Annotated in this window: 14 protein-coding genes; 11 read left to right on the top strand and 3 right to left on the bottom strand. The window is 61.0% G+C overall.

Annotated features, from left to right (window positions below):
• Nucleotides 1-606: 606 nt before the first annotated feature.
• Nucleotides 607-1,974, bottom strand: a complete 1,368-nt coding sequence (gene asnS / locus PSN43_RS11030) for an asparagine--tRNA ligase (protein ID WP_272700775.1) — start codon at nt 1,972-1,974, stop codon at nt 607-609.
• Nucleotides 1,975-2,126: 152 nt separating this feature from the next.
• On the opposite strand from asnS, the gene ftsY reads away from it, so the two are divergent.
• Together ftsY and PSN43_RS11020 are read left to right on the top strand one after the other, a co-directional pair.
• Nucleotides 2,127-3,530, top strand: coding sequence for a signal recognition particle-docking protein FtsY (gene ftsY / locus PSN43_RS11025; RefSeq protein ID WP_272700774.1), 1,404 nt, complete (start codon nt 2,127-2,129; stop codon nt 3,528-3,530).
• Between the two features lie 27 nt (nt 3,531-3,557).
• On the top strand, nt 3,558-5,018 hold the full coding sequence (locus tag PSN43_RS11020; protein WP_272700773.1) for a 30S ribosomal protein S1: 1,461 nt from the start codon (nt 3,558-3,560) through the stop codon (nt 5,016-5,018).
• Between the two features lie 249 nt (nt 5,019-5,267).
• Here the strand turns inward: PSN43_RS11020 and PSN43_RS11015 are convergent, their stop codons facing one another.
• Complete coding sequence (locus tag PSN43_RS11015) at nt 5,268-5,537, bottom strand: hypothetical protein (protein WP_272700772.1); 270 nt, start codon at nt 5,535-5,537, stop codon at nt 5,268-5,270.
• On the opposite strand from PSN43_RS11015, the gene PSN43_RS11010 reads away from it, so the two are divergent.
• Entirely contained in the window at nt 5,529-5,921 is a 393-nt protein-coding gene (locus PSN43_RS11010) for a hypothetical protein (RefSeq protein WP_272700771.1), read from the top strand. The two genes, PSN43_RS11015 and PSN43_RS11010, sit on opposite strands and share 9 nt — an antisense overlap.
• Nucleotides 5,922-5,927: 6 nt before the next feature.
• Nucleotides 5,928-6,107, top strand: a complete 180-nt coding sequence (locus PSN43_RS11005; protein WP_272700770.1) for a hypothetical protein — start codon at nt 5,928-5,930, stop codon at nt 6,105-6,107.
• Between the two features lie 6 nt (nt 6,108-6,113).
• On the opposite strand, the gene PSN43_RS11000 is transcribed toward PSN43_RS11005, so the two are convergent.
• Nucleotides 6,114-6,941 (bottom strand): RluA family pseudouridine synthase, encoded by an 828-nt coding sequence (locus PSN43_RS11000; protein ID WP_272700769.1) that lies wholly within the window; start codon nt 6,939-6,941, stop codon nt 6,114-6,116.
• A 119-nt stretch (nt 6,942-7,060) separates the two neighbouring features.
• Between PSN43_RS11000 and PSN43_RS10995 the strand changes: the two genes are divergently transcribed.
• The 7 genes from PSN43_RS10995 (at nt 7,061) to PSN43_RS10965 (ending at nt 17,927) form a co-directional block, all read left to right on the top strand.
• Nucleotides 7,061-8,047: an ornithine cyclodeaminase family protein gene (locus PSN43_RS10995; RefSeq protein ID WP_272700768.1), complete on the top strand. Its 987-nt coding sequence runs from the start codon at nt 7,061-7,063 to the stop codon at nt 8,045-8,047.
• Nucleotides 8,048-8,049: 2 nt separating this feature from the next.
• Entirely contained in the window at nt 8,050-8,934 is an 885-nt protein-coding gene (locus PSN43_RS10990; protein WP_272700767.1) for a DMT family transporter, read from the top strand.
• Between the two features lie 3 nt (nt 8,935-8,937).
• On the top strand, nt 8,938-12,087 hold the full coding sequence (locus tag PSN43_RS10985) for a UvrD-helicase domain-containing protein (protein ID WP_272700766.1): 3,150 nt from the start codon (nt 8,938-8,940) through the stop codon (nt 12,085-12,087).
• The gene (locus tag PSN43_RS10980; RefSeq protein ID WP_272700765.1) at nt 12,088-15,015 is read left to right on the top strand and encodes a PD-(D/E)XK nuclease family protein; all 2,928 of its coding nucleotides are present in this window, start codon (nt 12,088-12,090) and stop codon (nt 15,013-15,015) included.
• An 8-nt stretch (nt 15,016-15,023) separates the two neighbouring features.
• The gene (locus tag PSN43_RS10975; RefSeq protein ID WP_272700764.1) at nt 15,024-15,467 is read left to right on the top strand and encodes a PPC domain-containing DNA-binding protein; all 444 of its coding nucleotides are present in this window, start codon (nt 15,024-15,026) and stop codon (nt 15,465-15,467) included.
• Between the two features lie 4 nt (nt 15,468-15,471).
• Nucleotides 15,472-16,674 (top strand): L-2-hydroxyglutarate oxidase, encoded by a 1,203-nt coding sequence (lhgO, locus tag PSN43_RS10970; protein ID WP_272700763.1) that lies wholly within the window; start codon nt 15,472-15,474, stop codon nt 16,672-16,674.
• A gap of 83 nt (nt 16,675-16,757) precedes the next feature.
• Nucleotides 16,758-17,927, top strand: coding sequence for an NAD(P)H-dependent flavin oxidoreductase (locus PSN43_RS10965; RefSeq protein WP_272700762.1), 1,170 nt, complete (start codon nt 16,758-16,760; stop codon nt 17,925-17,927).
• Nucleotides 17,928-18,414: the final 487 nt, after the last annotated feature.

The raw sequence follows: 18,414 nt of genomic DNA, 5'->3' as shown, positions 1-18,414 counted from the left end.
TTGGAGAATGTTGATCACTCAATCTAAACTCGTATTAAACGGGCTGTGATTATTCGTGATCTATTTTGCTCAACTCGCTATTTAATTGTCAAAGACCAGTCATGTCTTGCTTCTCAATGAACGACCCGCGCGGTGCGGGAAATTACAATCTAGAATTTTCCAGATCGACCGTCAACCACTTTCTGAAACTTTATTCCAAATTCAAAAAGCGATCAACCATTCATTATACTTGAGAAAGAACGAGCCGCCGAGGCGTCCAGTCGGGCTTCCCCGTGCGGCGAAAGAGGTTCTAGGTGAATCCCCCTCAGAGGTCAAGCGGTTTTTCCATTTTTTTTTCAATCTCTTCTCCATTCTTTTCTTAACATACTTAAATAACACTATGTTTAATCAGCGCAAAAATCGACAACGTTACTCAATCGTACTGACAGGTTCGCAGAACATAAGCCCTATTCATACCGACCAAGCAACGCCCCCGCCCTATTTGCTCGTGGCTAATTGCTTACCTCGACATAAAACAGGTTTCGACACTCCTCAAAAAGAAGCTATCCAGAACGCGAAAGGCCCGACGGGAATCCGTCGGGCCTTCGTTTCTGACATTACTATAAATTAGAACTCAAGACTCTTGGGAGTCCGGGGGAACGGAATGACGTCCCGTATATTGTGCACGCCCGTCACGAGCATAAGCATACGTTCAAACCCCATACCGAAGCCGGCATGAGGGGCAGTGCCATACCTGCGGGAATCCAGGTACCACCAGTACTCTTCCTGGTTGAGCCCCATTTCGTCCATACGGGCAGTGAGCACGTCCATGCGCTCCTCGCGCTGGCTCCCGCCGATGATCTCGCCGATACGCGGAACCAGGCAGTCCATTGCCGCCACGGTACGGTCGTCTTCGTTCATGCGCATGTAGAACGGCTTGATGGTCTTCGGATAATCATAGACGTACACCGGCTTCTTGAACTTCTCCTCGCAAAGGAACCGCTCGTGTTCCGTTTGCAGGTCGATGCCCCACTCCACCGGATACTCGAACTGCTTCTTGGTCTTCTTCAATATATTAATGGCCTCGGTGTAGGACAGCCGCTCAAAAGGCTCCTTGAGGATCGTCTCAAGAGTGGGCATCAGAGTCTTGTCCACCCACTTGGCGAACAGCTCCACGTCCTCGGCGCATTCATCGAGCATATGGCCGACGAGATACTTTATCATCTCCTCGCCCAGATCCATGTCGTCCTGCAAATCGGCGAACACGATCTCCGGCTCAATCATCCAGAACTCGGCCGCATGGCGGGGAGTATTGGAGTTTTCGGCGCGGAAGGTGGGGCCGAAGGTATAGGAATCGCCCAAAGACAAGGCGAACATTTCAACCGAGAGCTGGCCGGAGACGGTCAGATTGGACGGCTTCCCGAAGAAATCGTTCTCGACAGGCTCCTTGCTTCCCGCTTCCAGCGAGGTAACCCGAAACATCTCGCCCGCGCCCTCGCAGTCGGAACCGGTGATGATCGGGGTATGGATGTAGAAAAACCCCTTGTCGGCGAAGAACTTGTGCACGGCCTGAGCCAACCGGGAACGCATACGGAACATGGCGCCATACTTGTTGGTCCGGGGCCTCAGATGGGCGATGGAGCGAAGGAATTCATCGGAATGACGTTTCTTCTGCAAAGGGAAGGTTTCCTGATCGGCTTCGCCGATGACCTCCAGCGACCGGCCTCGCACCTCCCATTTCTGCCCTTGCCCCGGAGATTCCACCAGCTCGCCGAGAACGGCCACGGACGCGCCGGTGCCCGCCCGATTGAGAGCGGCCTCGATCTCGGGTGTGTGATCCACCACAACCTGAATAGTGCCCAGGCAGGAGCCGTCATTCAGGGCCAAAAAGGAAAAGCCCTTGTTGTCGCGTTTGGAGCGGACCCACCCCTTGATGCTGATTTCCTTCAACGGGGCCTGCGCGTTCAATGCGTCAATTATCTTGGTTCGTTTCATTTATTCATCCTTTGGGTGAATTTTTTCTCGCTCTTAGCCCCTTGGCCGCGTAATGGCAATACACGGGACACAATATCATCTATTGCCACCACAACTGAGGTAGGCTATTAACTACGCCCGAACTGACAACGTTATCATTAGAAGAGGCCCTGATGGGATTTTTTAGCAGACTGAAAAAGGCGTGGGCAAGCCCGGAGGACGCGGCCCAACAAGCCCTGGACGAATACAAGCGGGAAGTCGGGATCGATCTCGACGAACCGGCCAAGGCCGAACCCGCTCCCGTAGCCGTCGCGGAAACCGCCCCTGTTGCGGAAACTCCTCCGACACAAGCCGCATCCGACGCTGCCCCGACGCCCACTGAAGACTGGCAGGCGGGACTGACCCTGGCCCTTCGCCAGGCCGAACCCAAACTCTCCCAATGGCTGAACATCATCGTTGAAGGCGTGGACCGCAAAGGACAGGACCTGTGGGACCGACTGTCCTTCCTGTTCAAGGCGCTGGGCGCGCCCGATGCCGAAGCTCAAGAATTCATCAGCAAATTCGAAGCCTGGCTGGACGACATGGGCTACGAAGCCGTCCCCGACTTCAAATCCGAACTGCAATACAGGCTGGCGCTGGCGCTGGACCTGGAGGACGAGGAAGACGAACGCGACAGGCTGTTCCTCAAACTCTCCGAAGGCATTTCCAAGACCCGCGAGCAAATCACCAAACGCATCGACACCCTGCTCACCGCCCACTCCTCCCTGAACGACGATTTCTGGGAGGAATTCGAGGAAATCCTCATCATGGCCGATGTGGGCATGGAGGCTGCGGGGCAGCTCATGGACAACCTCAAGGCCCGCGCCCGCAAGGCCGGCACCGACAACCCGGAGGATTTCAAGGACATCCTGCGGGAGGAGTTGGAAGACATCTTCAAGGTCCCCCGGCGCATCGAGGCCGTCAACCCGCCCGAGGTGCTGATGATGATCGGCGTCAACGGCGTGGGCAAGACCACGACCATAGCCAAGCTGGCCTACCGCGCCCAGATGCAGGGCCGCAAGGTGCTCATAGCCGCAGGCGACACCTTCCGAGCAGCCGCCATCGACCAACTGCGCGTCTGGGCCGACCGTCTGGGCACCGGCTTCTACGCGAAAGCCGAAGGCTCCGACCCCGCCGCTGTGGCCTATGAGGCCATGGACAAGGCCATCGCCGAGGGATATGACCTGCTGCTCCTCGATACGGCCGGACGGCTGCATACAAAGGCCAACCTTATGGAAGAGCTGACCAAGATCAAACGTGTGGTCGGCAAGAAACACGAAGGCGCGCCCCACCGCAACGTCCTGGTCATCGACGCCACCACCGGCCAAAATGCGCTCAGCCAGACCAAGCTGTTCAACGAGGCCGTAGGCGTGGACGAAATCATCCTGACGAAGCTGGACGGCACGGCTAAGGGCGGCGTGGTGGTCGCCGTGACCCTGCAAAACAAGCTTCCGATCACCTTCGTGGGGCTCGGCGAAAAGATGGAAGACCTCCGTCCCTTCGACGGCAAGGACTTCGCCAAAGCCCTGCTCACTTAACCCTTTTACCCAAACGGTAGAGACAACGTGTCCGAAGAATTCAAAGAGCGTAATGGCGTGGAAGAAGGCGAAGAGTCCTTCGCCGAACTGTTCGAACAGTACAGCGAAGGCGGCGGGGATGACCTGTCCGTGGGCGACAAGGTGTCCGGCACCGTCATCCAGGTAGGAGAAAACTCCGTCTTTGTCGACACCGGCACCAAGCTGGACGGCGTTGTCGACCGCGAGGAACTGCTGGACGAAGACGGCAACTGCACCGTAGCCGAAGGCGACACCGTGGAGCTGTACGTCGTCGGCAAGGACTCCGGCGGCATAAAACTGTCCCGCGCCATCTCCGGCGTGGGCGGCTTGGCCATGCTCGAAGAGGCCAAGTCGGGTGGCCTGCCCGTGGAAGGCAAGGTGGAGTCCACCTGCAAGGGCGGCTTCAACGTGACCATCCTGCAACGCCGGGCGTTCTGCCCCGTCAGCCAGATTGATGCCCGCTTCGTGGACAATCCCGATGCATACGTGGGCCAGACCCTGGAATTTCTCATCACCAAACTGGAAAGCCACGGCCGGAACATCGTGGTTTCCCGCCGAGTCCTGCTGGAACGCGAGGCCGCCGAGTCCGCCCAGACCTTCGTGGACGAAACCAAGGTGGGCGACGAGATCGAAGGCACCGTCACCAGGCTGGCGGCTTTCGGCGCGTTTGTCGAGATCATGCCCGGCCTGGAAGGACTGGTGCACATTTCCCAGTTCGGCTACGCCCGCGTGACCCATCCCGAAGAGGCCGTTTCCGTGGGCCAGAAGGTCCGGGCCAAGATCACCCGCCTCGACCGCGACGACAAGGGGAAACTCAAGATTTCCCTGTCCATGAAGGAACTGGCCCAGAATCCCTGGGACACCTTGTCCGCCACTTTCGCCGTAGGCGACATCGTCACCGGCAAGGTCGTCCGGCTGGCCGACTTCGGCGCTTTCGTGGAAATAGCTCCCGGCGTGGACGGCTTGGTCCACGTCTCCGAGATGAGCTACACCAAGCGCGTGAACAAGCCCGCCGACATGGTCAAGGAAGGCGACTCGGTCTCGGTCAAGATCAAGTCCATCGACATGGACAAGCAGCGCATTGGCCTCTCCATGAAGGACGCCGAAGGCGACCCGTGGGCCGGAGTGGCGGACCGCTACCCGGCAGGCGCGAAGATCGAGGGCATTGTCGAAAAGCAGGAGCAGTTCGGCATCTTCATCCAGCTCGAACCGGGCATCACCGGCCTCCTGCCCAAATCCGTCATCGCCCGTTCCGAAAACCCCTCCGCATTCGAAAAACTCCATGCAGGTGACGCCGTGGAAGTGGTCGTGGGCGAAGTTAAGCCCAAGGAGCGCAAGATCTCCCTGACCACCGGCGACGCCCGGGACGACGGCGACTGGAAGGACTTCGCCCCGAAGCGCAAGGCCGACACCAGCTCCATGGGACTGCTCGGCGCCAAGCTGCAGGAAGCGCTCAACAACAAGAAATAACGCGGAACACCGCGAAACGACACGACCCGGCCTCCTTTGGACGCCGGGTCGTTTCTTTTGGAAGCTACCCCTTTTAACACCCCATGCGTAACATCAGGCGTTGAAAGCCGCTTCGCGGCAACAATCAGGCGATTTCGCCTCCGACGGGCAACGGCCCGGCCCCTTGCATCCCCGGCAAGCGCCTTCAGCACGTGTTGTTTGCTTCACTGCGTTCTGCCGCGAAAACGGGGAGTTATCCATATCAGCCCCTTATTTTTTGGAGTTTTCTTTCTTCTCTTTTGTTAAAGACAGAGAATAAGGGGAGTATGTTTTATGAAATGCGGAGACTGCCTGGCGCTGGTCTTCCTGCTGTTTGCGCCCTTGGCTCATGCGGAAGATACCATTGATGTGGCCACATCCACATACTGCCCGCCGGCCTGAAGCCCGAACAAAGCCCCGCACGACGGCATCACGCACGAGGTTCTGCGCCGAACATTCGAAGAGGCGGGCTACCGCCTGATATTTCACGACATGCCGCATGGCCGCGCAATCCGCGACACCCTGGACGGGCTCTACGACGTGGTTGCTTATGCAGGCTCAGTCCGGTCGGACAATTTCATCTACGTTCGCAACCAGGACATGATAAACGAGATACGGTTCGCCACCCTGAACGGCTATCCCTGGCGCTACCGCGGCGTGCACTCCCTCGAAGGCATCCGTTTCGCCATCCCCAAGGGACTTCGAACCGGAAACCCAGAAATTGACGCCTACCTCAATAGACACGAACGGGCCCCCTCCCGAATCGTGACGAACACGGAAAGCAACCCGACCTTGAGCCTGCAGACCAACCTGGACTGTCTTCTTACCGACCGCGTGACCGCCATGCTCGTGGGTTCTCTGTCCTTCCGGTACATATCCATGTAAAAAGGCGTGTCCGGCAAGATCCGGGTAGACCCGGAACCCATAGCCGACGACGGCAACAGAATCGCCTTTTCGCCGCACTGTCCGAACGGGGCTGCCCTGCGGGACATGGTGGAACGAAAGATCAAGGAAATGCGGGCATCCGGAGAGCTCGGAAGCATCTTCGCCCATTACGGAGCCGAGCCCTGACCGGGATCAGAAAAGCGGAACGGTCTCGGCTTGGAATCCAGGCATGTCGATGCGCTGGTGCTGAAGCATCAGTCCGCGCGGAGACTCGCCTTCGCCATAGAGAGGATCACCTACGATGGGGTGCCCGATGGACGCAAGGTGCGCCCTGATCTGATGACGCGCGCCCTTCATTATGAGGCAACGCACAAGGGAGGTATCGGCTGCATTGTCGTGGGACAGGGCCGTGATGCCGGTCCAGCGGCGGGAATCCGGGTCCGATTCCGCCAAGACGCGGGTTTTCTTGCGGTTATCCGTGTCCAGCCGATTCCGGACGGAGACGATGCCGTCAAGCCGCCCTTTGACGCGGGCCAGGTAAAATTTCCGGATGGCGCCGTCGTCTTCATACTCCAGGTAGGCTTCGCGCGCCTCGGGTGTCAGGGCCACAAGAAGCAACCCCGAGGTCAGGCAGTCCAGCCTATTGAGCAATGCCGGGGTTTCGCCCGGGAAAAGACCGGCCAAAGCGGCTTCGGCGCAGGGTTCTACCCCGCCGGGGATAATCGCCGAATGCACGCCGCCAGGTTTGTTGACGGCGGCGAATCCGCCTTTCCGCTCGACTATCTTCAAGCCCAATTCTCCGGGTTTCGTCATCTCCCGCACTTCCCTGATCTCCAGCAATTGTCCGGTTCGCACTTTGTATCCGGGCTTCCTGGCCCGGCCATCCACCAACACCCGCCCTTCGTCGCACAGGCGACGCCTGAAGCGCAACCCGGAACCGGGCAAGAACGCTTCGATAACCCGGTCCAGACGATTGCCGTCGCCGGATGCGTCGATGCTGAACGTCCCTTCGAAAAGCATGGGTCGACCATACGCGCAACCACCTTCCCCGGCAAGGGTTTCCGGTTGCATCGACAAGGAATTTGAAGCATTCTGGCGGAAGGATTCAATTCAACGGACAGCCTCGCAGAGGAAGCGGAATGAGCACGGAAGTACGCTGGATATCGGCTAAGGATATTGACCGTCTCGGCATCACCATGACCGAGGTGATGGACGCCGTGGAAACCGGCTTCGCCTCACTGGGACGGGGCGAAGGGGAAATGCCCGCCAAGATCGGCATCCACCCGCGCGAAAACTGCTTCATCCACGCCATGCCCTGCCGCCTCGGCGGGGACATAGACCGGGCAGGGGTCAAGTGCGTGTCCGGTTATCCGCCCAACCCGGCCCGAGGCCTGCCCTACATCACCGGCATCATGCTCCTGAACGACCCGGACACCGGTCTGCCCCTGGCGGTAATGGACGCGGCCTGGATCACGGCATGGCGGACGGGAGCGGCGTCCGGCGTATACGCACGCCACTTCGGCGACCCTGAAACAACCTCCGTCACCATCGTGGGCGCGGGAGTGCAGGGACGAGTCAACCTTCTCGCCATGAAGGAAGTCTTCCCCAAGCTGAATGACGTCCGCTGCCACGACATCTTCGAGGCCGCGACGCAGCGGTTCATCGACGACATGGCCCCGAAAGTTCCGGGTGCGGTCTTTTCCGCCCATGCCGACCTTGAAACGGCGGTCAGAAACACGGATGTGCTCATCACATGCACCCCCATCGTCGAGTCGCCGGTCCGGGCCGTGCGCAGGGAGTGGCTCAAAGACGATTGTCTGGTCATCGCCGTGGACTACGACGCCTGCGTGGGCGAAGACGTATTCCGGGACGCGCACTTCACCTGCGACAACCGTAATCAATACATCTGGACCCGGAACCAGGGCACCTATTTTCAAAACGGCTACCCCGGGCCTGAAGCTATCGACGCCGACATGTGTGAAATATGCGCGGAGCAAGGGGTGGCCGTGCGCGAAGGTCTCCGAGGGGCGGTTCTCATGGGCATAGCCACCCACGACGTCATGACCGCCGCCCTGGTTTTCGAGCGCGCCGCCGAAGCCGGAATCGGGACCCTGGTGGAACTGTAGCCATGCCCGGATTCCTCTATGTCATGGCCGCCGCCTTCATGTGGGGGCTTATCGGCGTATTCACCAAGTTCATCCTGAACGCGGGCGTGAGCGCCCTGGAAATAGCCTTCTGGCGGGCCATGTTCGGCTGGGTCTTCTTCCTGATCCATGCGGCCGTGGCCGGACAGATCAAGGTCCACCGCAGCGATTTGCCCGCCCTGCTGGGTTTCGGGGTCATCTGCGTGACCCTGTTCTACGGGGCATACCAGATAGCCATCCGCGACGTGGGCATGGCCATGGCCGCCGTGCTGCTGTACACGGCCCCGGCCTGGGTGGCCCTGCTCTCCAGGCTCGTCCTCAAGGAGGAGCTCACCCTGATCAAGACGGCCTGCGTGGGCATGACGGTCCTCGGCGTGACCTGCATCAGCCTCGGCCCCAAGCTCATGAGCGGGGCGACCATCGAGATGAACGTCTTCGGCCTGTCCGCCGGGCTGCTCTCGGGATTCACCTATGCCCTGTACTACATCTTCGGAAAGAAATTCCTCTACCGCTATCCCACGCCGACGATTTTCGTCTACGCCCTGCCCTTCGGCGCAATGTTCCTCCTGCCGTTCATCGACTTCGTGCCGAAATCCGCGGGAACCTGGCTGCTTATGCTCGGCATGGCCCTGGTCACTTCCTACGGGGCATTCTCGGTGTACTACGCGGGCCTGAAGCGCATGGACGCCACCCACGCGTCGGTAATCGCCACCTTCGAACCCCTGGTCGCCGCAGTGCTCGCCTTCATCCTGTTCGGCGAAAAGTTTTCCATGCTCGGCTACGCGGGCTCCTCCCTGATTATCGTTGCGGTGCTCATGGTCGTGCTGTCCGGCCAGCGCACCCGAAGAGCCGCCCGGGGCGAGGTGTAGGAAATGTCTGAACTGAAACAGGTCAAGGCGTCCGCGGGCTCGGGCAAGACGTACCAGCTTACCCGCCGCTTCCTGGCTCTGCTGGACGCAGCGGGCGACGAAGCGACCTTCGTGTGCACCAACCACCCCGGCCGAGGATATTCCTGGCCCGAAATCATGGCCGTGACCTTCACCAACAAGGCCGCGGCCGAGATGAAGGAACGGATCGTCGGCGGCCTCAAAAGCATCGCCCTGGGCCTCGACAAGGACCCGGCCTGCTCGCCGGACACGGCCCGGCGCACGGTGGGCGCGATCCTGCGCCGCTACCACCGCCTGAATATCCGGACCATCGATTCGCTGCTGGTCCTGTTGCTCCGCCTCTTCGCCCTGGAATTCGGCGTGCGCCCCGACTTCGAGATCGTTTTCGACGAGCGCGAGCTGTTCGATGCGGTCTTCGACCACTTCCTGGGCCTGTGTGAGACGGACGAGCCATCGGCCGCCCTTCTGGACGATGCGGTCCGCACCCTCATCCGGCAGGAAAGGCGCAACGGTTTCTGGGTACAGGACACGGTCCGCGACCGGCTGCGCGAACTGACCGGCTGCCTGGAGACCCGCACGAGCAGCCTGCTCACGGATCAAAAGGCCATCGCCGATCTGCTGGTGGAGGATTACGATTCCTTCAAACGCTCCGTGGAGGCCATGGCCGCCCATGCAGCGGAAGTCGGCCTGCCCCTGAACAAATACTTCAAGGATTTCCTGGCCAATTGCCTGAATATGGACTTGTTCGATTCCGTCCCCGACTCCGCTTCCATCCACAAGACAAGTGTGGCGGACTGCGTCCTGGCCAAAGGCAAAGGGCTGGTGGATGAACGGACCGAATCCTTCTATGCCCGTCTCCAGGACAAATGGGCCGACTACCGGCTCGCTCACGCCACCCTGGCCGGAGCCTATTTCCTTGCCCCGGCCATCGAAATCGCCCTGCGCCTCGAAAACGGCCTGGAGGAATTGCAGCGCAGGCAGGGCACGGTTCTCAACTCAGGGGTGGCCGGACACGTCATCGACCTGCTGGCGGACGGCGGAGCCGTGTCCGAAGCGTATTGCCGCCTCGGATGCCGGTTGCACCACCTGCTGGTGGACGAATTCCAGGACACCAACCGCGACCAGTGGCGGGCCATCACCCCGCTGGCCGGGGAATGCCTGGCCAAGGGCGGCAGCCTGTTCTTCGTGGGCGACGTCAAGCAAGCCATCTACGGCTGGCGCGGCGGCGACTCGGCCCTGTTCGACGAAGTCATGACCCAGCCCGAGGTGGCGGGACTCGCCGAGGACGCCAAGGCCGAGAATTTGCCGGACAACTGGCGCAGCCACCGCAACGTGGTCGAGTTCAACAACAACTTCTTCTCCAATCTCGAAGACCCTGACCAGGCTGCCGACCTGGCGGAACGCGTTCTGCCCGACGCCGACGCCTCCTTCCGCGCCGAATTCGCCGAAGAACTCATGCGCAGCTTCCGGGACTGCTCCCAATCCCTTCCAGAGAAGCACCTCAATACCGGTGGCTACGTGCGCATGGAACGGCTGCCCGGCGGCAGCTCCGGCGACATCGAGGAACAGACCCTGGAGCGCCTCGACGCGCTCATGGACGACCTGACTGCGCGGCGCAGCTACCGGGACATCGGCATCCTGGTCCGCTCCCATCCCCATGCCTCGCTGATCTGCGACCTGCTGGTAAAAAAGAACATCCCGGTCATCACCGAAAACTCCCTGCAACTGAACCGCCACCCCGTGGTGCGGCAGTTGGCGGGATTCCTCGCCTTCCTTGATTTTCCCCGCGACGACGCGGCCTTCCTGGCCTTCATCGGCGGCAAGGAACTTTTCCTGGCCGAATCCGGACTGCCTGAAACCGAACTGCTGGACTGGCTCGTCCGGCCCTGGAAGAAACCCTTGGGCGTCCAATTCCGCGAGGACTTCCCCGACCACTGGCGGCGGCTTATCGAGCCCTTCTACAACCAGTCCGGGCTGATGACTCCCTATGACCTGGCCATGGAGGCCGTGCGCGTCTTCCGCGTCCTGGAGCGGCATCCCGAAGCCGAGTTGTACGTGCGCCGCTTCCTCGAAGTCATCCACCTGGCGGAAGAAAACGGATACGGCTCCCTGTCCGCCTTCCTGGAATACTGGGAAGAGAAATCCGATCAGGAGAAGGTTCCGCTGCCCGAGAACATCGACGCCGTGCGCATCATGACCATCCACAAGTCGAAGGGGCTGGAGTTTCCGGTGACAATAGTTCCCTTCCACCACTGGAAGACCGGCACGGACCGCAATTACGTGGTTCGCGAACACAAGGGGCGCAATCTGCTTGTGCCCCTGCGCAAGGAACTGGGCCGACCGTACCTGGAAAGCCTGGGCCGGACCGTACGGGAACAGCTCAATCTCCTCTATGTCGCCTGGACCAGGGCGCGGGAGGAACTCTACGGATTTTTCCCGGAACAGGCGGGAAGGGTCTCCAATCCGGCCACCCTCAAGGCCATGGACCTTTTTCTGGAACTGGACGACGACGGCGTATTCGAACGGGGGGACACCCCGGCCGAAACGCATCCCTCGGCGAGCGCGCCCCGGCCCGAGCCGTGCGAACTGGCCCCGGAAACAGGCGAAGCCGACCTCATGGGCTGGCTCCCGCGTCTGCGCGTCTACCGCCACAACCTGGACGACTATTTCTTCAACGAGCGTATGCGCGGCGAGGTTGCCCACCGAGTCATGGAACACATGGCCGTCAGCGGCGACGCCGATGCGGACATCGACCGCGCCATGGTCCTGGCCGCGCAGGACTTTCCGGAGTTGGGCGCGCTGTCCGACGCGGAACGGAATAAACTCGATGCTGAACTGCGGGCCATGGCCGAATGGGCGCTCGGCGACGAGCGGCTGCGCGGTTGGCTGGCCGTCGGCGCACGCGAACCCGAAGTGCTGGCTCCCGGCGGCGAATTCAAGCGGTTCGATTTACTGGCCGTGGGCGAGGAGGCGGTCATAGTGGACTTCAAGACAGGCCAACCGGCCCCGCACAATGAGGTGCAGGTCCGCGAATACATGGATATTCTCGCGGCCATGGGCAGCTACGGCGAGCCGCGAGGTTTCCTGGTCTACCTGGACCGGCGCGAAATTCGCGAAGTGGTGAGGAACGCATAGATGAACCCCATGATCCTGATTCCCTGGCAGATCGACTTCATGCCGGTTCTGGCCGACATGGTCACTGAGTCCGACGATCCAGGCAAGCTGACCGTCCTCTTTCCGCACAACCGCCCGCGCCGCCATCTCAAGGCGCTGCTCGCCGCGCACCCGGCCATGCCCCGGCCCTCGTTCATGCCGGAGATGACCTCCATCGCGGATTTCGTGTCCGGGCTGCACCGCCGCCTCTCGCCCACTCCGCCCATCCGTGCCAACCAGCTCGATCTGGTGGAGATGCTCCACCGCATCGTGGCGGACCTGAGCGGCCGCAAAGGCAGCCTTCTGTCTCGCCTTCCCGAGCTTGACCGCGAGGCCTTCCTGCCATGGGGCGTTCTCCTCGCCCGGCTCATGGACGACCTGTTGCGACAGGATCTGGAGCCGCAGGACCTGGAATACATGGAAGGCGAGGTCTCGGCCTACGCCGCCGCGCTCCTCGAACAGTTGCGCGCCATCCATCATGAATACCTTGCCCGGCTCGACGCCAGGGGCTGGACCACGCCGGGACTGTCCGCCCGTTTCGTTCTCGACCGCCTGGACGACGTCGCCGCGTCGCTGAACGACAGGACAGTGCTGGCTGCCGGATTCTACGCGCTCAGCGGAACCGAAGACCGGCTCTTCAACCACCTTTGGGAGCACGGCATCCTTACCCCGGTACTGCACTCCGATCCAGCCCTGGCCGAAGGCGGCCGCCCTCATTGGGCCACGGCCGAGCACACGGCCTGGCTCTCCCGCTGGGGGGTGCGCCCGGAAATCCCCGGGAGATTGGACACTGCTCCCCGCAGCCCGGACATCCGCTTCTGCGAAGGATATGACCGCCACTCGCAGCTTGCCGGTTTGAACGAAGACATGCGCGAAGTCCGCGAGCACGGCACCCTGGACCGGACCGCCATAGTCCTGCCCGACGAAGGCGCGTTACTGCCCGTGCTGCACATGCTGCCCGAGGTGGACCCGGACCTGGAACCGAACATCTCCATGGGTTACCCCCTGGCCCGCACATCCCTGGCTCGGCTCATCGAGACCCTGTTGACCCTTCAAGAAAACCGCGCCCCGGACGGCCGTTATTATTGGAAGGACATGGTCGCCCTCATCCGCCACCCCTACCTGCGGCTGCTCGGGCCCGACGACAAGCCGCTGCGCACCCTTTTCCACCTGTGGGAAGCGATCATCCGCCGTGGCGAAAAGTTCATCGACCCCATGAACTGGGAACCGGCCTGGGACGAAAACGGTCTTGCCGATGTGGACGAAACCGTGGCTGGGCCGCTGCTCAAAGAAATCCTGAACCGCTGTCTGACCGCATTCGAATCCGTGGCCACACTGGCGGACCTGGGCGGAGCCCTGGCCGGGCTGGCCGGGATGCTCCACGCGCAGGGCGAAAGGCTGTGGCATACCTATCTGATGGACGCCGAATGCCTGTTCCGGCTGACCAACTCGGTCATCCCCCAACTCAAGGGGGCGGAAACAAGCTTCGAGCCATTCGGAAGGTCCACCCTGCACGCCTTTCTACGGCGGATGCTCGGCCAGGAACGCGTATCCTTCGAGCCCGATCCCCTGACGGGGCTGCAAGTCCTCGGCGTTTTGGAAACCCGCCTGCTTCATTTCGACAGGCTTTTCATCCTCGACGCCGAAGAAGAGAGGCTTCCCGGCACCAACCCATTCGATCCACTCCTTCCGGACCCCCTGCGCAAACTCCTCGGCCTGCCCGACGCCCGCGAACGGGACAACGTCTCGGGCTACAACTTCTACCGACTGCTCATGGGAGCCAAAGAAGCTGTCATATACTACCAGAACGGCGTCCAGCCCGGCCTGCTCGACCAGAAGTCCGTACGCAGCCGCTTCGTCGAGCAACTGCTCTGGGAGCGGGAACTGTCCGCCAAACGACTCCTGACGGCAAAGGACAAGGCTATCCGCACCGTTACTTTCCCGGCCAGTTCCCTGCCGTCCGGGCTCCCGGCGATTCCGGTGACCGAAGCGGTGCGCCTGGCTCTTGAGGAGCGCCTGGCCGACAAGGGGTTGTCGCCGTCCAGCCTTGACCTGTACATGAACTGCCCCAAGCGGTTCTTCTACCAATACCTCTCCGGCATAAGGCCCATCGACTCCGTGGACGAAGAAGGCGACCGCAGCGAATTCGGCTCCCTGGTCCACAACGTGCTCAAGGAATTTCTCCTTCCCCACGTGGGCACAGGCGAAGAGCTCTCCGGCCTTGATCCCGCCCCGCTGCTCGCAGCGTTCAGCGAATCGTTCCGGGCCGGGCCGCTCTATGCGAGGCTTCCCCTGGACACCCGCATGGCCCTCATGGAGGCCGGGTGTTATCGCCTCGAACAATTTGTGGGCAAGCAGAAACCGGCCACCCTGCTCGGCCTGGAGCAGGCTCTTGAATCGTCCCTGACCCTGGACGGCCGGTCGATTCCGTTCAAGGGCCGCATCGACCGGGTGGAACGTCGGGAAAAGGGCGTCGTCATCCTGGACTACAAGACCGGCGGCGCGCCCATGCCCAAGGCGGGTTTCTGGCAGGACATGGAGCTTCTCGACCGCATGGAAGGATTCGCCGGGGGTGATATCGACCCTGACCTGGCGGCCGACCTGGCGGACAGCGTGCGTTCGATACAGCTCCCGGCCTACCTGCATCTATACGCCGAGGCCGAAGGCGAATCCCCGGTCAACGCCGGATTGATCCACCTGGCCGAAAACGGCGACGAGCGTCTGCTTTTCCCGGGGAAATGGACGGAAGAGGAAGTGGACGAGGCTGTGGACGACATCGCCCCGCTCCTGATACAGACATTGATCCGGCATATGCTGACGGCCTCCCGGTTCGCCCCCCGGCCCGGGGACCGCTGCAAATGGTGCGACTTCACCAAACCGTGCGGGCAAATCCCGCCCAAGGACAAGTAGGTTTTCCCATGCAGTACAGCCAAGGCAATGTGGGCAGGGTTTTCACCCTGCGCCTGGAAAACGGCGAGCGGCTTCCGGGCTGCCTCGAACAATTCGCCCGGGAACACGATATCAAGGCCGCTCTGTGTACGCTTATCGGCGGCGCGGACAAAGGCAACGTGGTGTCCGGCCCCAAGGACGGCAGGGCCCAGGTCATTGATCCCATCCTGTGTCCTGTGCGCGGGGCCCGCGAAGTGATCGGACTGGGCACCCTGTTCCCGGACGAGTCTGGCGCCCCCGTCCTGCACATGCACGCAGCTCTGGGGCGCGACGGCGAAACCCTTACGGGCTGCATCCGCCCCGGCCTGGACATCTGGCTGGTCGGCGAAGTCGTGGTCATGGAAATCGTGGGCACGGACCTGCTCAGGAAAAAGAACACCCGAAGGGGAGTTTCCCTGCTGACCAAGGAGTAGCCCCATGTACTCCGCGCACATCGTTATCTGCGGAGCGGGCATCCTCGGGCTGACCATCGCCCGCGAACTGGTCGCTGCCGGATGCGACGACATCGTCGTCTTCGACAAGGAACCGGCACAGGGCAGACACGCCTCTGGCCGGAACAGCGGCGTGCTCCACGCGGGCATCTACTACGATCCTGGCACGCTCAAGGCCAAGATGTGCCTCGAAGGCAACCGGCGCATGACGGCCTTTTGCGAGGAAAAGGGGCTGCCCCTTTTCAAATCGGGAAAGGTCATCGTAGCGCGAACCGAGGACGAGCGGGGAGTTCTGGACGAACTCCTGCGGCGGGCCACGGCCAACGGCGGCACCGTGGAGATGATCGACGAGAAACGGCTGGCCGTGATCGAACCCAACGCGCGCACCGTGGACCGCGCCCTGTTTTCCCCCCTGACCAGCGTGGTCGATCCCAAACGCGTGCTCGACGCGCTCCGCGAAGAATTGGAAACCAGCGGAAAGGTCCGATTTTTCTTCAACACGCGTTTTATCGGCGCAACCGGGCCGAACACTGTCTCCACCAACCAGGGCGACATAGGCCACAAGCTGTTCATCAACGCGGCCGGAGCATACAGCGACAAAGTGGCGCAGGCCTTCGGCATCGCCGAAAACTACCGTCTGCTTCCGTTCAAGGGCATATACCGGAAGCTCGCCAAACCAGCCGCCGACAGGATCAAAGGGTCCATCTACCCTGTCCCGAACATCAAGAATCCGTTTCTGGGCGTGCACTTCACCCGCAGCGTGCACGGCGACGTCTATGTCGGCCCGACGGCCATCCCCGCCTTCGGACGCGAGAACTACGGCATCCTCAAGGGACTGGACGCGGAAGTTCCGGAAATTCTATTCCGCGACGCGCGCATGTTCATGGAGAACGAGAAATTCCGGGCCATCGCCCTGGAAGAACCGCGCAAATACTTCTTCAAACACTTCTTCAGGGATGCGGCCAGACTCGTCAGGGAACTCAGGCCCGAGGACATGCTCCCGTCCTCCAAGGCGGGCATCCGGCCGCAGCTCGTGGACATCAGGACGAACCGGCTCGTCATGGATTTCGTCACCGAAAAAGCGTTGAACAGCGTCCACATCCTCAACTCGATTTCCCCGGCTTTCACCAGTTCCATGTATTTCGCCGAGTTGGTGGTCAAGGAGCACATCGGCAACCTACAACACTGATTTGAAACGGCTGTTTGCCTTGACTTGAAGACGAATTCAGCGCAAGGGACTTTTAATCATCAGAACTATGAGAGGTATATATAATGAAACTTCCCAGTCTCAGCTTCGGTGATGTCACCGCGCGGCTGCCCATCATTCAGGGCGGCATGGGCGTCGGCATCTCGCTCTCCGGACTGGCCAGCGCCGTGGCCAACGAAGGCGGCGTGGGCGTCATCGCCACTTCCATGATCGGTATGCGCGATCCTCAACGCGCCAAGGACCCGGAAGGGGCCGACCGCCGCAGCCTCATCGACGAAATCCGCAAGGCCCGGTCCAAGATGACCGACGGCCTGCTCGGCGTGAACATCATGTGCGCCCTGACCAACTACGGCGACATGGTCCGCACTTCCATCCGCGAAAAAGTGGACCTTATCATCTCCGGAGCGGGCCTGCCCCTGGATCTGCCGGGCTATCTGCGGGAAGTTTCCGATGAAATGAAGGAAGAACTGCGCACCAAGCTCGTGCCCATCGTCTCCTCGGGCCGCGCGGCCTCCATCCTCTGCCGCAAGTGGGCCAACAAATTCAATTACCTGCCCGACGGTTTCGTCGTCGAAGGCCCCAGGGCCGGCGGCCACCTCGGTTTCAAGGCCGAGCAGATCGAAGACCCCGAATATCAGCTGGAAAAAATTCTCGCCCAGGTAGTCGAGGCCGTGGCCCCCTACCGCGAAAAGCACGAAAAGCCGATCCCGGTCATCGCGGCCGGCGGCGTCTACACGGGCGAAGACATTGCCCGCTTTCTCGAAATGGGCGCATCCGGCGTCCAGATGGGCACCCGCTTCGTGGCCACCAAGGAATGCGACGCGGACGAAGCCTTCAAACAGGCCTACATCAACGCCAAGGCAGAGGACGTGACCATCATCAAGAGTCCTGTGGGAATGCCCGGGCGAGCCATCAGGAACGGATTCCTGGACGCCGTGTCCGCCGGACTCAAGCACCCCAAGAAGTGCGTACACAAATGCCTGCACTCCTGCGCCGAAGACAATTCCCCCTACTGCATCGCCCAGGCTCTGGTGAATGCGTACAGGGGCAAGCTCCAGAACGGCTTCGCCTTTGCCGGGGCCAACGCCTATCTCGTGGACAAAATCGTCACCGTCAAGGAACTGATGACCGATTTGCGCGAAGGGGCCGAATTCAAATACCATGAAGTTGGCAAAATGATTCAGGACACCAAGGATGAGGCCGAACGCCGCCTCAAGGAAGCCTTGAACAAGTAGACGCGAGTTGCTGTTGAAAAAGTAAAGGGGCTGCCCGATGGGTAGCCCCTTTTTCATTTTCTGACGTGTTCGACGATGCTGAGCACACACGGGCGCTTGTCACCACCCCGCTGCCATCTTGAGGATGCTTTAAAAAAGGGAACGCCCCTTTCTATTACCGGAGGAGAGGGAAATCAGGCTTGAAAGCCGCTTCGCGGCAATCGTCGGATGATTTCGCCTCCGGCGGGCAAGGGCTCGCACCCTTGCATCCCTTGTATGCGCCTGCGGCGCGGGCTTTTCCGCTTCGCGGCGTTCTTCCGCATAGGCGGAGAGGTAACAGTATAGTTCCCTTAAAAAGAGGGAACTATCCTTTCAACTCCCTGGAGAGGAAAATCAGGCTTGAAAGCCGCTTCGCGGCAATCGTCGGATGATTTCGCCTCCGGCGGGCAAGGGCTCGCACCCTTGCATCCCTTGTATGCGCCTTCGGCGCTGTTTTTTTCGCTTCGCG

Origin of the sequence: Desulfovibrio sp. Fe33, from assembly GCF_028532725.1 — a bacterium.
In the GTDB taxonomy this organism is placed as follows: Bacteria; Desulfobacterota; Desulfovibrionia; order Desulfovibrionales; family Desulfovibrionaceae; genus Pseudodesulfovibrio.
The sequence above is the reverse complement of the archived record's forward strand: the minus strand, read 5'-3'. Positions and strand labels throughout refer to the sequence as shown.

Excerpts from the sequence above, each read along its gene's own strand:
- asnS (WP_272700775.1), bottom strand. The coding sequence starts at position 1,974 with ATGAAACGAACCAAGATAATTGACGCATTGAACGCGCAGGCCCCGTTG.
- ftsY (WP_272700774.1), top strand. The coding sequence starts at position 2,127 with ATGGGATTTTTTAGCAGACTGAAAAAGGCGTGGGCAAGCCCGGAGGAC.
- PSN43_RS11010 (WP_272700771.1), top strand. The coding sequence starts at position 5,529 with ATGCCGCATGGCCGCGCAATCCGCGACACCCTGGACGGGCTCTACGAC.
- PSN43_RS11015 (WP_272700772.1), bottom strand. The coding sequence starts at position 5,537 with ATGCGGCATGTCGTGAAATATCAGGCGGTAGCCCGCCTCTTCGAATGT.
- PSN43_RS11000 (WP_272700769.1), bottom strand. The coding sequence starts at position 6,941 with ATGCTTTTCGAAGGGACGTTCAGCATCGACGCATCCGGCGACGGCAAT.
- PSN43_RS10995 (WP_272700768.1), top strand. The coding sequence starts at position 7,061 with ATGAGCACGGAAGTACGCTGGATATCGGCTAAGGATATTGACCGTCTC.
- PSN43_RS10990 (WP_272700767.1), top strand. The coding sequence starts at position 8,050 with ATGCCCGGATTCCTCTATGTCATGGCCGCCGCCTTCATGTGGGGGCTT.
- PSN43_RS10985 (WP_272700766.1), top strand. The coding sequence starts at position 8,938 with ATGTCTGAACTGAAACAGGTCAAGGCGTCCGCGGGCTCGGGCAAGACG.
- PSN43_RS10980 (WP_272700765.1), top strand. The coding sequence starts at position 12,088 with ATGAACCCCATGATCCTGATTCCCTGGCAGATCGACTTCATGCCGGTT.
- PSN43_RS10975 (WP_272700764.1), top strand. The coding sequence starts at position 15,024 with ATGCAGTACAGCCAAGGCAATGTGGGCAGGGTTTTCACCCTGCGCCTG.
- lhgO (WP_272700763.1), top strand. The coding sequence starts at position 15,472 with ATGTACTCCGCGCACATCGTTATCTGCGGAGCGGGCATCCTCGGGCTG.
- PSN43_RS10965 (WP_272700762.1), top strand. The coding sequence starts at position 16,758 with ATGAAACTTCCCAGTCTCAGCTTCGGTGATGTCACCGCGCGGCTGCCC.